Origin of the sequence: Streptomyces coffeae (genome assembly GCF_016741875.1) — a bacterium.
In the GTDB taxonomy this organism is placed as follows: Bacteria; Actinomycetota; Actinomycetes; order Streptomycetales; family Streptomycetaceae; genus Streptomyces; species Streptomyces coffeae.
This window is the reverse complement of the sequence record NZ_JAERRF010000008.1, coordinates 380275-393522: the sequence shown is the minus strand read 5'-3', so window position 1 is coordinate 393522 and position 13248 is coordinate 380275. Positions and strand designations below refer to the sequence as shown.

General features: G+C 71.2%; 13 protein-coding genes. 10 read left to right on the top strand and 3 right to left on the bottom strand.

Going from position 1 to position 13248, the window contains the following annotated elements; all coding sequences use genetic code 11:
* Positions 1-21 precede the first annotated feature (21 nt).
* From JK363_RS16655 to nirD, 4 genes are all read left to right on the top strand, one after another.
* Positions 22-1299 (top strand): cytochrome P450 family protein, encoded by a 1278-nt coding sequence (locus tag JK363_RS16655; protein ID WP_201875677.1) that lies wholly within the window; start codon positions 22-24, stop codon positions 1297-1299.
* Between the two features lie 302 nt (positions 1300-1601).
* The gene (locus JK363_RS16650; protein WP_201875676.1) at positions 1602-2927 is read left to right on the top strand and encodes an NAD(P)/FAD-dependent oxidoreductase; all 1326 of its coding nucleotides are present in this window, start codon (positions 1602-1604) and stop codon (positions 2925-2927) included.
* The gene (nirB, locus tag JK363_RS16645; protein ID WP_236075831.1) at positions 2924-5527 is read left to right on the top strand and encodes a nitrite reductase large subunit NirB; all 2604 of its coding nucleotides are present in this window, start codon (positions 2924-2926) and stop codon (positions 5525-5527) included. The genes JK363_RS16650 and nirB overlap by 4 nt, the downstream gene beginning before the upstream one ends.
* Complete coding sequence (nirD, locus tag JK363_RS16640; RefSeq protein WP_201875675.1) at positions 5524-5895, top strand: nitrite reductase small subunit NirD; 372 nt, start codon at positions 5524-5526, stop codon at positions 5893-5895. The genes nirB and nirD overlap by 4 nt, the downstream gene beginning before the upstream one ends.
* Positions 5896-5914: 19 nt before the next feature.
* On the opposite strand, the gene JK363_RS16635 is transcribed toward nirD, so the two are convergent.
* Both JK363_RS16635 and JK363_RS16630 read right to left on the bottom strand, forming a co-directional pair.
* The gene (locus JK363_RS16635; protein WP_201875674.1) at positions 5915-6331 is read right to left on the bottom strand and encodes a hypothetical protein; all 417 of its coding nucleotides are present in this window, start codon (positions 6329-6331) and stop codon (positions 5915-5917) included.
* A gap of 334 nt (positions 6332-6665) precedes the next feature.
* Entirely contained in the window at positions 6666-6971 is a 306-nt protein-coding gene (locus JK363_RS16630; RefSeq protein WP_201875673.1) for a hypothetical protein, read from the bottom strand.
* A gap of 201 nt (positions 6972-7172) precedes the next feature.
* Between JK363_RS16630 and JK363_RS16625 the strand changes: the two genes are divergently transcribed.
* The 3 genes from JK363_RS16625 to JK363_RS16615 all read left to right on the top strand — a co-directional run bounded on the left by JK363_RS16625 (position 7173) and on the right by JK363_RS16615 (position 9734).
* Positions 7173-7919: a DUF6879 family protein gene (locus tag JK363_RS16625; RefSeq protein WP_201875672.1), complete on the top strand. Its 747-nt coding sequence runs from the start codon at positions 7173-7175 to the stop codon at positions 7917-7919.
* 21 nt (positions 7920-7940) lie between these two features.
* Positions 7941-8789 carry a helix-turn-helix domain-containing protein gene (locus JK363_RS16620; RefSeq protein ID WP_201875671.1) on the top strand — a complete coding sequence of 283 codons (849 nt, stop codon included), beginning with the start codon at positions 7941-7943 and terminating at the stop codon, positions 8787-8789.
* A gap of 138 nt (positions 8790-8927) precedes the next feature.
* Positions 8928-9734, top strand: a complete 807-nt coding sequence (locus JK363_RS16615; RefSeq protein WP_201875670.1) for a putative protein N(5)-glutamine methyltransferase — start codon at positions 8928-8930, stop codon at positions 9732-9734.
* 36 nt (positions 9735-9770) lie between these two features.
* On the opposite strand, the gene JK363_RS16610 is transcribed toward JK363_RS16615, so the two are convergent.
* A complete protein-coding gene (locus JK363_RS16610) occupies positions 9771-10208 on the bottom strand; it encodes a MarR family winged helix-turn-helix transcriptional regulator (RefSeq protein ID WP_201875669.1) in 438 nt (145 codons plus the stop codon).
* Positions 10209-10404: 196 nt separating this feature from the next.
* On the opposite strand from JK363_RS16610, the gene JK363_RS16605 reads away from it, so the two are divergent.
* Genes JK363_RS16605 through JK363_RS16595 form a run of 3 tightly spaced genes read left to right on the top strand, consistent with a single transcriptional unit; the run spans position 10405 to position 13246 of the window.
* On the top strand, positions 10405-11256 hold the full coding sequence (locus tag JK363_RS16605) for a CoA transferase subunit A (protein WP_201875668.1): 852 nt from the start codon (positions 10405-10407) through the stop codon (positions 11254-11256).
* Positions 11253-12041, top strand: coding sequence for a CoA-transferase subunit beta (locus tag JK363_RS16600; RefSeq protein WP_201875667.1), 789 nt, complete (start codon positions 11253-11255; stop codon positions 12039-12041). Before JK363_RS16605 ends, JK363_RS16600 begins: the two co-directional genes overlap by 4 nt.
* A complete protein-coding gene (locus tag JK363_RS16595) occupies positions 12041-13246 on the top strand; it encodes a thiolase family protein (RefSeq protein WP_201875666.1) in 1206 nt (401 codons plus the stop codon). The genes JK363_RS16600 and JK363_RS16595 overlap by 1 nt, the downstream gene beginning before the upstream one ends.
* The last annotated feature ends 2 nt before the right edge of the window (positions 13247-13248 follow it).

Sequence of the window (13248 nt, the reverse complement as noted above, 5' to 3'; positions counted from 1 at the left end):
GCAGCCGCAGGAGGAATCCCGATGACCGACGGCCGATGCCCCGTGCCGCACGCCGCACCGCCGCACCGTCTGGACCCCACCGGGGCCGCCCAGCATGCGGTCAACGACCGGCTGCGCGCCCGTGGGGCCGCGGTCCCGATCCTGCTGCCCGGTGAGGTGTCCGCGTACGCCATCACCCGGCACGAGGAGCTGAAGGACTTCGTCACCCACCCCGACGTGGCCAAGAACGCCTGCCACTTCGCCGCCCTCCGGAACGGTGAGATCCCGCCGGGCTGGCCGCTGGCCACCTTCGCCACCGTCCAGGGCATGACCACCGCGGACGGCGCCGACCACCGGCGGCTGCGCTCCCTGGTGACCCGGGCGTTCACTCCGCGCCGGGTGGAGGCGATGCGCCCCGCGATCGAGGAGCTCACGGAAACGCTGCTGGACGGTCTTGAGCGGGCCGCCGCCGAGGCTCCCGACGGCGTGGCCGATCTGCGCCGCCATCTCGCGCTGCCGCTGCCCATGGGGGTGATCTGCCGGATGCTGGGGGTCGACGCGGAGTACCAGGACCGGCTGCACGAGGTGTCCAACGAGATCGTCTCCACCCGGACCGGGCCCGAGCGGGTGCTGGCCGCCAACCGCGAGATGGTCGCCATCCTGGGCCAGGTGGCCGCGGCTCGGCTGGCGTCCCCCGGTGACGACCTGACCAGCGCGCTGATCGCGGCGCGGGAGGAGAACGGCGACCGGCTGAGCGAGAGCGAGCTGATCGGCACCCTGCTGCTGATGGTCGTCGCCGGACACGAGACCACGCTCAGCCTGATCACCAACGCGGTGCGGGCGCTGTGCAACCACCGCGACCAGCTGGAGCTGGTCCGCGCACACGCCGCGGCCGGAGCCGGTGCGGACGGCCCGGCCTGGGCCGACGTGGTCGAGGAGACCCTGCGCTGGGACGCCCCCGTGAGCTACTTCCCGTTCCGCTACCCCACCCGCGACCTCGAGGTCGGCGACACCGTCATCCCGCGCGGGGCGCCCGTACTCGTCTCGTACACCTCCGCCGGGCGCGATCCGCGGGCGCACGGCGCGGACGCGGACCGCTTCGACATCACCCGGGCCGCCGCCACCCGCCATGTGTCCTTCGGCCACGGCGCGCACTACTGCCTGGGCGCCCCGCTGGCCCGGATGGAGGCCGCCATCGCGCTGGAGGCGCTGTTCACCCGCTTCCCCGGTCTGGAGGTGGCGGTGCCGGACGGGGAGCTGGTGCCGCATCCGAGCTTCGTCGGCAACAGCCCGCTGGAGCTGCCGGTCCGGCTGGGCTGACCACGGCGGAGCCCTAGTGCCGCGTCAGCCAGGGTTCGCCCCGCTCGCCGCCCTGGCACGGCCATCCGCGGCGTTGCCGAATCAGCCGAGTAGGCCCTCCCCCAGACTTCGTCCGGGGGTGCCCCCCACGAGGCCGATCCGGCGCCTTGCAGCTGACCGCACCAGGACGCCTCGCTACCGGGCAAACCCTGACTGACGCGGCACTGGCTCACAGCCACGGACCGGGCGCGCTGAGGGCAGCGTTGCCTACGGGAAACGACGGTGATGCCACCGGGTAACAGGCACCCCGCACGCTTCCTGCTATGACGTCGAACAGGGAGCCGGAGCGCCGCCACCACCACCGTGTGGTGATCGTCGGCGGCGGTATGGCGGGCACCCGGCTGGCACAGCAGCTCGCCGCCGCCCCGCCGGTGCGGGGCGCCGAGCCGGTCGAGGTGACGCTGATCGGCGAGGAGCCGCACCCCGCGTACAACCGGGTGCTGCTCGCCGAGGTGCTGGCCGGGCGGTACGCCCCGGAGGTCATCGCGCTCCCGGCCCCGGCCGCCGCGGTCCGCCGACTGAGCGGGGTGCGCGCGGTCCGTATCGACCGCGACACCGCGCGGGTGCTGTGCGACGACGGACGCGGTGTCCCCTACGACACGCTGGTACTGGCCACCGGCTCCAACCCGGTGCTGCCGCCGCTGCGCGGCCTGTTCGCGCCAGACGGCCATGAGCTGCCCGACGGGGTACACGCCTTCCGCACCATGGACGACTGCCTGGCCCTCGGCTCGGCCGTACGCCCGGGGGCGCGGGCCGTGGTCATCGGCGGCGGACTGCTGGGGGTGTCCGCCGCCCGGGCGCTGGCCGAGCGCGGCGCCCAAGTGGTGCTGGCACACCAGGGCGAGCACCTGATGGAACGGCAGCTCGACCCGGGCGCGTCACGGCTGCTGCGGGACCATGTGGCGGCGCTGGGGGTGGAGGTCCACACCGAGTGCCGGGTCCGTGGCCTGCGGACCCGCCCGTCGGCCGGCGGCGGACGCGTGGTGAGCGCCGTCGAACTGGCCGACGGCTATGCGCTGGAGGCCGAACTCACCGTGCTGGCCTGCGGAGTCCGCCCCCGAGTGGGCCTGGCCCGAGCGGCCGGTCTCGAGGTGGCACGCGGCATCGTGGTCGACGACGAGCTGCGGACGAGCGACCCCCGGATCCACGCCATCGGCGACTGCGCCGAACACGACGGAGTGGTCTACGGCCTGGCGCAGGCGGCCCAGGAACAGGCGGACGTGGCGGCGCGACTGCTCGGTCCCGGGGGCTCCGCCCCGGACCCCGCTCCTCAAACGCCGGAGGGGCTGGGTTCCTACACCGGCACCCGCACCCTGACCAGGCTGACCCTCGCCGCTCCCCGCCCCCTGGACCTGGCCTCCTTCGGCGAAACCACCCCGGCCCCCGGTGATGACGTCATCCACCTCACCGATGCCACCCGCAACGCGTACCGCAAGGTCGTCGTCCGGGGCGATCGCCTCGTCGGCGGCATCCTTCTCGGCGATCTCGGCACCGTCGGCGCGCTCGCCCGCACCTGGGAGGGCGATGAGCCGCTCCCCTCCACCCCGCTGCTCCACCTGCTCACCAACGATGGAGGCTCCTGCTCATGACGAAGCCGATGAAGCCGACGATTGTGCTGATCGGCCACGGGATGGTCGGCCAGCGGTTCCTGGAGGCACTCGTCGACCGGAACGTCACCGAGACCGCCCGCGTGGTGGTGTTCTGCGAGGAGCCCCGGGCCGCCTACGACCGCGTCCAGCTGACCTCGTACTTCTCCGGGCGCACCGCCGATGACCTCTCCCTCGTGGAAGACGGGTTCATGGCCCGGCACGGGATCGAACTGCACCTCGGCGACCCGGCCGAGTCCGTGGACCGCGCCGCGCGCACGGTGACCGCCCGCTCCGGGCTCACCGTCGGCTACGACACACTGGTGCTGGCCACCGGCTCGTACCCGTTCGTCCCGCCCGTCCCCGGCAAGGACAGCGAGGGCTGCTTCGTCTACCGCACCGTCGAGGATCTGCTCGCGATCGAGGCGTACGCCAAGAACTGCACCTCGGGCGCGGTGGTCGGCGGCGGGCTGCTCGGCCTGGAGGCGGCCGGGGCGCTCAAGGGGCTCGGACTCACCACCCACATCGTGGAGTTCAACCCGCGGCTGATGGCGATCCAGGTGGACGAGGGCGGTGGCGCCGCGCTGCGCCGCACCGTCGAGGACATGGGCCTGATCGTGCACACCGGTGTCGGCGGCAAGGAGATCACGGCCGACGCCGACGGCGCGGTCACCGGGATGGCGCTGTCCGACGGTTCGGCCATCGACACCGACCTCGTCATCTTCTCGGCCGGGGTGCGCCCCCGCGACCAGCTGGCCCGCGACTGCGGTCTTCAGATGGGCGAGCGCGGCGGGATCACGGTGGACGAGCGCTGCCGCACCAGCGACCCGGCGGTGTACGCGATCGGCGAATGCGCGCTGGCCGCCGACGGCCGGGTGTACGGACTGGTCGCACCCGGCTACGAGATGGCCGAGGTGGCCGCGCACGAAATCGCGGGCAGCGCCCACGACGGTTTCACCGGCGCGGACACCTCCACCAAACTCAAGCTGCTGGGCGTGGATGTGGCCAGCTTCGGCGACGCCCACGGCACCACCGACGGCTGTCTGGACGTGGTGTACTCCGACTCCCGCGCGGGCGTCTACAAGAAGCTGGTGGTCGGCGCGGACGGCACCCTGCTGGGCGGGGTGCTGGTCGGCGACGCCGAGTCGTACGGCATGCTGCGCCCGCTGACCGGCTCGGTGCCGCCGGTCGCCCCCGAGCAGTTGGTGCTCCCGGCGGGGGCCGGTGCGCCCGCCGCCCTCGGCCCGTCCGCGCTGCCGGACGAGGCGGTCATCTGCAACTGCCACAACGTCACCAAGGGCGCGATCCGTTCGGCCGTCACCGACCACCAGTGCACCACCGTCCCGGCGGTGAAGAAGTGCACCAAGGCGGGTACCGGCTGCGGCAGTTGCGTCAAGGCGCTCACCTCGCTGGTCAACGACGAGCTGGAGGCGAGCGGCGTCAGCGTCGACAAGGGGCTGTGCGGCTGCTTCGGCTACACCCGCGCCGAGCTGTACGAGATCGTGCGCACCCTGGGCATCACCACCTACGCACAGCTGCTGGACAGCCACGGCCGCGAGGAGGCCCGGCGCGGCGACGGCTGCGAGGTGTGCAAGCCCGCGGTCGGCTCGATCATCGCCTCGCTCGCCCCGACGCTGGGCGCCAGCGGCTATGTCCTGGACGGCGAGCAGGCCGCGCTCCAGGACACCAACGACCACTTCCTGGCCAACCTCCAGCGCAACGGCTCGTACTCGATCGTGCCGCGGATCCCCGGTGGGGAGATCACCCCCGAGAAGCTGATCGTGATCGGCGAGGTGGCCCGGGACTTCGGTCTCTACACCAAGATCACCGGCGGTCAGCGGATCGATCTGTTCGGCGCCCGGGTGGACCAGCTCCCGGTGATCTGGGCGCGGCTGGTGGACGCCGGGTTCGAGTCGGGCCACGCCTACGGCAAGGCGCTGCGCACCGTGAAGTCGTGTGTGGGGCAGACCTGGTGCCGCTACGGAGTGCAGGACTCGGTGCGGATGGCCATCGACCTGGAGCTGCGCTACCGGGGGCTGCGCTCCCCGCACAAGCTGAAGTCGGCCGTCTCGGGGTGCGCGCGCGAATGCGCGGAGGCGCGCGGCAAGGACTTCGGGGTCATCGCCACCTCCAACGGCTGGAACCTCTACGTCGGAGGCAACGGCGGCGCCGATCCACGCCATGCCGATCTGCTGGCCCAGGACCTGGACGACGAGGAGCTGATCCGGCTCATCGACCGGTTCCTGATGTTCTACATCCGCACCGCCGACCGGCTGGAGCGCACCTCGGCCTGGCTGGAACGGATCGACGGCGGTCTTGACCACGTCCGGGACGTCGTGGTGAACGACTCGCTGGGGCTGTGCGCCGAGCTCGAGGCGCTGATGGCCGACCATGTGGCGGGCTATCGCGACGAGTGGGCCGAAACCCTGGGCGACCCGGAGCGGCTCAGCCGTTTTGTGTCCTTCGTCAACGCGCCCGAGGCACCGGACCCCACCGTGCGGTTCGTTCCCGAGCGCGACCAGATGAAGCCGGATCTGACGATCCTGTCCGGCCCGTCCATCCCCGTCCGTGCACGCACTCTCGAAGGGACCTCCAGCCGATGACCATGGCTCCCGAGCGGACCGATGTCCGTGTGGAACTCCTCGTCGACCAGAAGTGGTTCGCGATCTGCGAGCTGACCGATCTCACCCCGGGGCGCGGGGTGGCGGCCCTGCTGCCGGACGGCACCCAGGTGGCGGTCTTCCTGGACCGCGCGGGACGCGCGTACGCCATCGGCAACCGCGATCCGTTCACCGGCGCCTACGTGCTCTCGCGCGGGCTGCTGGGCACCGCGGGCGGGCGGCCTTTCGTGGCCTCGCCGCTGCTGAAGCAGCGCTTCGACCTGGAGACGGGCCGGTGCCTGGACGACGAGACGGTGTCCGTCACGGCATACGCGACCCGCACCGGGAGCGGAGTGCCGGACCTGGTGTGACGCCCGCCGGCCGACTGCGTCACGTTCGCCGCTGCGGACAGCCGATCCCGGGGCGTAAGCGGTGCGGGCCGCAGGCGATCAGGCATACGGAGAGAAACCGCTGCCCGGTGAGGTACCAGCCTCCGGCGACATCCTCCCCGCCCGCGACCGCCTCGGCCGCGCCCTGAACCTTCGCGGACAGCGTTTCGGGGGCGCGGTCGTGGTCGGAGGCGAAGGAGTCGGCGTGCTCGCGGGCCCGGTTGCCGAACCAGTCGGCGGCCTGGGTGGGGTCGGTCCAGGTTCCCTGGACGAAGGAAGGCGGCTTGAGCAGCCAGTGGGCGAGTTCCAGGGGGACGACTTTGGACGACGCGAACTCCGGGTGGATGGGGCGTCTGGGCCCGTCCTTGAGGAGGTCGTGGCCCGAGCCGAGCCAGGTGTAGCCGTGGTGGTGGTGCACTGTGCCGCCTTCGCTGACCGAGGAGGGCAGCCCCGGCTCGGCCGGGACTGCCCCGCGTACCGGGGTTCTACCGGGGGTTATTGACGGCCGCAGCCGTCGCCGCCACCGCAGCCGCCGCCCGAAGGAGGTGACGGCGCGTCGGTGTCGGGCAGGGTGTCGCCGTCGTCCGGGTCCTGACGTAAGACGGCCTTGTGTCCAGCCAGCCGCATCGGGATGATCCCTTCTGTGCTGTCGGCACGAGGGCTCTCCTCGCGCCGTCGTGCACGTGCACCCGTTCCGGCTGGGCTCGACCTGCCAGGGCTCCGGTCCAGTCGGTACGGGGGTCTCAAGGCACCTACGCGGAGGCGGCCTTCTTCGTCTGCTCCTCCAGCGCAGCCCGCATCAGGACATCCGCGAGCCGGTTCGCACTGTCCAGAGGGATGCGGCCGAGAGCCACCAACGGATAGCCGGACACGGTGAGTTCGCCGCGCACGGTCGGCCAGTACAGCTCCCCGCCTTTGACGCCATGCGGGATGTCCGGATTGAAACCGAGGCGGTGCAGAGCCTGGCGCAGCAGTTCGGCCACGGCCTGGGCCTCGGCTCTGGGCGTTGCGTGGTCATCGGCACCCAGCGCCTCGATGTCTTGTTCGCGGATTCTCATCGCTCACCTCTCCCGCCGTTTCTGCGTGAACGGGACGTTAGGGACAGGAGGTCGGGGGATGCGATGCAATGTTCTCGAATGTTCTCACCCCTGAGGGGGATGTTCTTGATTGATCTCACGCAGGGTCAGCGAAGGCATACCGAGCGCACTCATGGGTACGGCAAGCTCGGGGTGTCCAGATCAACAAGGGAGGACGTGATCATGGCGCGACGACTGCGCTTCAACGGGACGGGCAGCGGCGATAACGGCTGCCCCGCCGTGCACGAGGACCTGGACACCGGGGAGATCGTCATTCACGGCACACCGCTCACCGACCCGGAGGATGTCGGCCAGCTTCAACACCTGGGCGAAGGCGAAGCACCGATCGTGGTGCCGCGCGAACTGCTCGTCGACTTCGGCCCCAAGGAGGTCACCCGCACGCCGCGCATCATCGACCTGGACGACTTCGGCAAGCTCTTCGAGAAGTTCGAGCACACCGCATGGCGACTGGAGACACGACGCAGGTTCGCCTCGGACGAAGCCACGGACACCTACGCGCAGTTCGTCGCGGGCGAGCCGGTGCAGTGGGACTACGACCACCCGTGGTGCACCAACGTCCGGACCCAGACGGAGCAAGGCAAGAGGATCGAGCGCGTCCGCATCGTCGACAACCCACCGACTACCGGGCAGCTCTACCTACTCAACAACGCCAAGCGCAACTGCGACGTGGGCGAGGACATCCGTAACCTGTGGCGCGCGGACGCCGACCGGCTGCGGCTGCCCGCCGAGGACTTCTGGCTCTTCGACTCCAAGTTCGCCGCGCTGCTCAACTTCGATGACGACGACAACTTGCTCAACGTGGAGCTGATCACGGAGCCGGTGGCGGTCAATCGCTATCTCCAGGTTCGTGACGCGGCATGGCACTACGCCGTTCGGTACGACACGTTCGCGGCGGGACTGACTACGTAGGTTGCAAGTAGCGTGTGACCGGTGAGCACTGACTTTCAGCAAGCACGGGTGGCCCTAGGAGCGCGGCTTCGGGAACTGCGTGCGTCATGTCCTGGAGGTCGGCTCACCGGTACACAACTCGCCGAACGCCTGGGCTGGCCGCACTCCAAGATCTACAAGCTGGAGAACGGACGCCAGACAGCGACTGCCGAGGATCTGCGCGCCTGGGCCACGGCAACCGACCAGCCGGAAGCCGCCGAGGAACTACTCTCCCGATTCAACGGACTGGAATCCCACATCCGATCGTGGCGCCGCCAACTGGCCGCCGGGCACAAGCCCGTTCAAGACAAGATCAACGCCGAGCACCAGCGCTCGGCCACACTGCGCGGCTGGGAAAACTGTCTCGTGGTGGGCATGCTCCAGACGGCCGACTACGCACGAGCTGTCTTTACCCGGAACGCAGACCTGCACAAGTCTCCACGTGACACCGAGGCTGCGGTCCGCGGTCGGCTACGGCGCCAGGAAGGGCTGTACGACTCGCGCAAGCGGTACCGGATCATCATGTGGGAAGGAGCACTCCGTGCTCGCGTCTGCCCACCGTCGGTGCTCGCCGCACAGCTCGACCGCCTGATGAGCGTCATCGGCCTGGACACGCTCGAGCTTGGCATCGTGCCCTTCGCCGCGCCTTTGAAGATCCAGCCCGCCAACGGATTCTGGATCCACGATGAGCGGCTGGTGCTCGTCGAGGACTGGCACGCGGAACTCTGGATCAACGACGCCGACAGCATCGCCCTCTACCTGCGCGCCTGGAACACCCTCCGCGAATCCGCCGTCTTCGGCGCCGACGCCCACCGCCTGATCCACGAGGCCCGACGGACGCTGATCGGGTAATGTGGCCGTCACCCGTACGCACCGAGGAGGTGAGACCCATCAACGCCAGTTCAGGCTGGGTGCTCTCGCCTCAGGGATACACGGGATAGCTGACCGCCGGGAGCGCCCTCAGGGATTCCGAAAGGCTTCCAGGCTTCCATGTCGGCTTCACCTTCTTCACCTTCACTCATCAGCTTTTCCGCCGTCGCCGCCACGCTTCGCACCGCCGGGTGTGTGTTCGCCGAGGACGAGGCGCGGCTGATCCTCGCCACCGCCCGTAACCCGGCCGAGATCGACACCATGGTGGACCGGCGCGCCGCCGGGCTTCCGCTGGAACATGTCCTGGGCTGGGCGGAGTTCCGGGGGCTGCGGATATCCGTGGACCCCGGCGTATTCGTACCGCGCCGGCGTACCGAGTTCCTGGTCGAGCGGGCGGCCGCGCTGGCTCGGCCGGGGGCCGTCGTGGTCGATCTGTGCTGCGGCTCGGGCGCCCTGGGCGCGGCGTTGGCGGTGGCGCTGGAGGGGGTCGAGCTGTACGCCACGGATATCGACCCCGCCGCCGTCCGCTGTGCCCGCCGCAATGTGGCGGCGGTCGGCGGACGGGTCCACGAGGGCGATCTGTACGAGCCACTGCCCGCCACGTTGCGCGGGCGCGTCGATGTGCTGCTGGCCAATGTGCCGTACGTACCCACCGAGGAGGTCGGGCTGCTGCCGCCGGAGGCCCGGGTGCATGAGGCGCGGGTGGCGCTGGACGGCGGGGCGGACGGGCTCGATGTGCTGCGCCGGGTGACCGCCGCGGCAGCCGGGTGGCTGGCGCCCGGCGGCTGTCTGCTGTTCGAGACCAGCGAACGGCAGGCACCCGCGGCCGTGGAGATCGTCACCCGGGACGGGCTGCTGCCCACGGTGGCCGAGTGTGAGGAGCGGGAGGCCACGGTCGTGGTCGCCACCCGCCCGGCGCACGGCTGAGCCCCGCGGCCAGACATCCGCGGCCGGTGGCGCGCCTTACGCGCGCAGGTCCTCCGCTGCGGCCGCCACCCGCCCGATCAGCCGCAGCAGCGTCTCGCGCTCGGTCTCGTCCAGCGGGGCGAGGAAGACGCGGTTCATCCGGGCGGTGCGGGTGGCCAGCTTGCGGTGGACGCGCTCCCCCTCGTCCGTCAGCCGCAGCACATTGCGCCGTCCGTCCCGCGGGTCGCGCACCCGCTCCAGCAGTCCGCGCCGGGCCAGCCGGGCCACCAGGTCGGCGACGGTGGAGCGGTCCAGGCTGATCCGCCCGCTCAGCGTGCGCTGGTCGATCCCCGGCTGGTCCACCAGCGCGTTCAGCACGGCGAACTGCGGTGAGGTGGTCTCCTCGGACACCATCGCGCTCCACAGCAGGGAATGCGCCTGCTGGAGCCTGCGGGCCAGATGCCCGGGGTGGGTGCTCAGATCGACCGCGCCCATACCCCGGCCTCCCTCGTTCCATTTGGTCCGTATCCTGAATTAGTCCGTGTACTGAATAATTCTGCCCTGCGGAAGCACCCCTGTCGAGCGGCCGTACCCGACCTAGACTCCTCTTGACGAGCACAGCACCCGATGGCAGCGTACGGGAAGGCGAGAAAATAATCAGTACACTGAGCACCTACGGAACGGTGTGACCATGGCCGACATCCGCAGCCTGCACGACGCCGTGGCGGACCTCGTCCGGGACGGGGACACCGTCGCGATGGAGGGTTTCACCCATCTGATCCCGTACGCGGCCGCGCACGAGGTCATCCGCCAGGGCATCACCGACCTCACCCTCGTCCGGATGACCCCTGATGTGGTCTACGACCAGCTGATCGGCGCCGGGCTGGTACGCAAGCTGGTCTTCTCCTGGGGCGGCAACCCCGGTGTGGGCTCGCTGCACCGCTTCCGCGACGCCGTGGAGAACGGCTGGCCGCGCCCGCTGGAGCTGGACGAGCACAGCCACGCGGGCATGGCCAACCGTTATGTGGCGGGCGCCTCCCGGCTGCCGTTCGCCGTGCTGCGCGGCTATCGCGGCAGCGACATCCCGGCCCGTACGGACACGGTGTCCACCGTCGTGTGCCCGTTCACCGGTGAGGAGCTGGCCGCGGTGGCCGCGCTCAACCCGGATGTGACCGTGATCCACGCCCAGCAGGCCGACCGCGAGGGCAATGTCCAGCTGTGGGGGCTGGCCGGGGTGCAGAAGGAGGCCGCGCTCGCGGCGCGGCGGGTGCTGGTGACCGTGGAGGAGATCGTCGACCGGCTGGAGCCGCGGCCGGGCGGGGTGGTGCTGCCAACCTGGGTGATCGACGCGGTGTGTGTGGTCCCCGGTGGCGCCCACCCCTCGTACGCCGCCGGGTACTCGGTCCGTGACAACGCCTTCTACCAGGCATGGGATCCGATCGCCCGGGACCGCGAGACCTTCACCCGCTGGCTGGACACCCATGTCCGCGGCGTCCCTGACCCCGACGCCGCTGCCCCCGACGACGAGGCCACGGTGCGATGACCGACCACGACGACCCCCACAACAACCCGACCTTCACCTCCGACGAGTTGATGGAGGTCAACGCCGCCCGCGCGCTCGCCGGCGCCACGACCTGCTTCGTCGGCATCGGCCTGCCCAGCACCGCCGCCAACCTCGCCCGCGCCACCGTCAATCCGGACCTGGTGCTGATCTACGAATCGGGCACCATCGGCTCCAAGCCCACCCGGCTGCCGCTGTCCATCGGTGACGGGGAGCTGGCCGAGACCGCCGACGCCGTGGTCTCCGTGCCGGAGATGTTCAACTACTGGCTCCAGGGCGGCCGGATCGACGTCGGCTTCCTCGGCGCCGCCCAGGTCGACCGGTACGCCAACGTCAACACCACCGCCGTGGACCGCGGCCCCGGCCGCCCCGAAGGCCGCCTCCCCGGCGCCGGGGGCGCGCCCGAGATCGCCGCCAACTGCGGCCGGGTGCTGCTGGTGCTGCGCCACTCCCGGCGCAACTTCGTGGAGCGGCTGGACTTCGTCACCACCCTGGGCCACGGCAGCGGCCCGGCGGACCGCGCCCGGCTCGGCCTGCCCGGCGCGGGCCCCGCCGCCGTCATCACCGACCTCGGGGTGCTCCGCCCCGACCCGGCCACCGCGGAGCTGGTGCTGACCGCACTGCACCCGGGAGCCACCGTCGAACGCGTACGGGACGCCACCGGATGGGATGTGACGGTGAGCGACGCGCTCGGCACCACCGCACCGCCGACACCACAGGAGCTGGCCGCGCTACGAGCGCTCAAGGCCGCAGGAAAGGACGACTGATGCCCCTCGACCGTCCGCACGACGTCTATATCGTCGACGCCGTCCGCACCCCCGTCGGCAAGTACGGCGGCGCGCTCGCGGGCGTCCGCCCCGACGATCTGGCCGCCCATGTGCTGCGCGGGCTGCTCGCCCGCACCCCGGACCTGGACCCGGCCCGGATCGACGATGTGTACTTCGGCAACGCCAACGGCGCGGGCGAGGACAACCGCGATGTGGCCCGGATGGCCGTACTGCTGGCCGGACTTCCGGTCACCGTGCCCGGCGCCACCGTCAACCGGCTCTGTGCCTCCGGGCTGGAGGCGGTGCTCCAGGCCGCCCGCGCCATCGCCCTCGGCGACGCGCACATCGCGCTGGCGGGCGGTGTGGAATCCATGAGCCGCGCCCCCTGGGTGCTCCAGAAGCCCGAGCGCGCCTTCCCCGCCGGACACCAGCAGCTGTACTCCACCACCCTCGGCTGGCGGATGACCAACCCGGACATGCCGCCGGAGTGGACCGTCGCCCTCGGCGAAGGCGCCGAGCTGATCGCCGACAAGCACGGCATCACCCGCGAGGCCCAGGACGCGTTCGCGCTCGCCAGCCACGAGAAGGCGGCGCGGGCGTGGCAGGACGGGGCGTACGACGCCGAGGTGCTGCCGTACCCGGACACCGATCTGGTGCGTGACGAGACCATCCGCGACACCACCTCGATGGAGTCCCTGGCGAAGCTCAAGCCCGCCTTCCGCAAACCCGGTGGCACCGTCACCGCCGGGAACTCCTCACCGCTCAACGACGGCGCGGCGGCCCTGCTGCTGGTCGACGAGGAAGGGCTCGCGGCCACCGGCCGGGAGCCGCTCGCCCGTATCGGCGCCTCGGCCGTCACCGGGATCGAGCCGCAGTACTTCGGCCTCGGCCCGGTGGAGGCGGTGCGCCGCGCCCTCGCCAAGGCGGGCCGGGGCTTCGGCGATCTGGCCACCCTGGAGCTCAACGAGGCGTTCGCCGCACAGGTGCTGGGCTGCTTCGCGGAGTGGGCCGAGGACCCCGGCTTCGACCCGGGCGTGGTCAATCCGCGCGGTGGCGCCATCGCCATCGGCCACCCCCTGGGCTGCTCCGGCGCCCGGCTCGCCGGAGCGGTGGCGCACCAGCTCGCGGTCCGCGGTTCGGGCACCGGCCTGGCCACCTTGTGCATCGGCGTCGGACAGGGCCTGGCCCTCGTCCTCGAACGGTGAGG

What these genes read in the sequence shown, in the direction of transcription:
- JK363_RS16655 (WP_201875677.1), top strand. Translation starts at nt 22, where the DNA reads ATGACCGACGGCCGATGCCCCGTGCCGCACGCCGCACCGCCGCACCGT.
- JK363_RS16650 (WP_201875676.1), top strand. Translation starts at nt 1,602, where the DNA reads ATGACGTCGAACAGGGAGCCGGAGCGCCGCCACCACCACCGTGTGGTG.
- nirB (WP_236075831.1), top strand. Translation starts at nt 2,924, where the DNA reads ATGACGAAGCCGATGAAGCCGACGATTGTGCTGATCGGCCACGGGATG.
- nirD (WP_201875675.1), top strand. Translation starts at nt 5,524, where the DNA reads ATGACCATGGCTCCCGAGCGGACCGATGTCCGTGTGGAACTCCTCGTC.
- JK363_RS16630 (WP_201875673.1), bottom strand. Translation starts at nt 6,971, where the DNA reads ATGAGAATCCGCGAACAAGACATCGAGGCGCTGGGTGCCGATGACCAC.
- JK363_RS16625 (WP_201875672.1), top strand. Translation starts at nt 7,173, where the DNA reads ATGGCGCGACGACTGCGCTTCAACGGGACGGGCAGCGGCGATAACGGC.
- JK363_RS16615 (WP_201875670.1), top strand. Translation starts at nt 8,928, where the DNA reads ATGTCGGCTTCACCTTCTTCACCTTCACTCATCAGCTTTTCCGCCGTC.
- JK363_RS16610 (WP_201875669.1), bottom strand. Translation starts at nt 10,208, where the DNA reads ATGGGCGCGGTCGATCTGAGCACCCACCCCGGGCATCTGGCCCGCAGG.
- JK363_RS16605 (WP_201875668.1), top strand. Translation starts at nt 10,405, where the DNA reads ATGGCCGACATCCGCAGCCTGCACGACGCCGTGGCGGACCTCGTCCGG.
- JK363_RS16600 (WP_201875667.1), top strand. Translation starts at nt 11,253, where the DNA reads ATGACCGACCACGACGACCCCCACAACAACCCGACCTTCACCTCCGAC.
- JK363_RS16595 (WP_201875666.1), top strand. Translation starts at nt 12,041, where the DNA reads ATGCCCCTCGACCGTCCGCACGACGTCTATATCGTCGACGCCGTCCGC.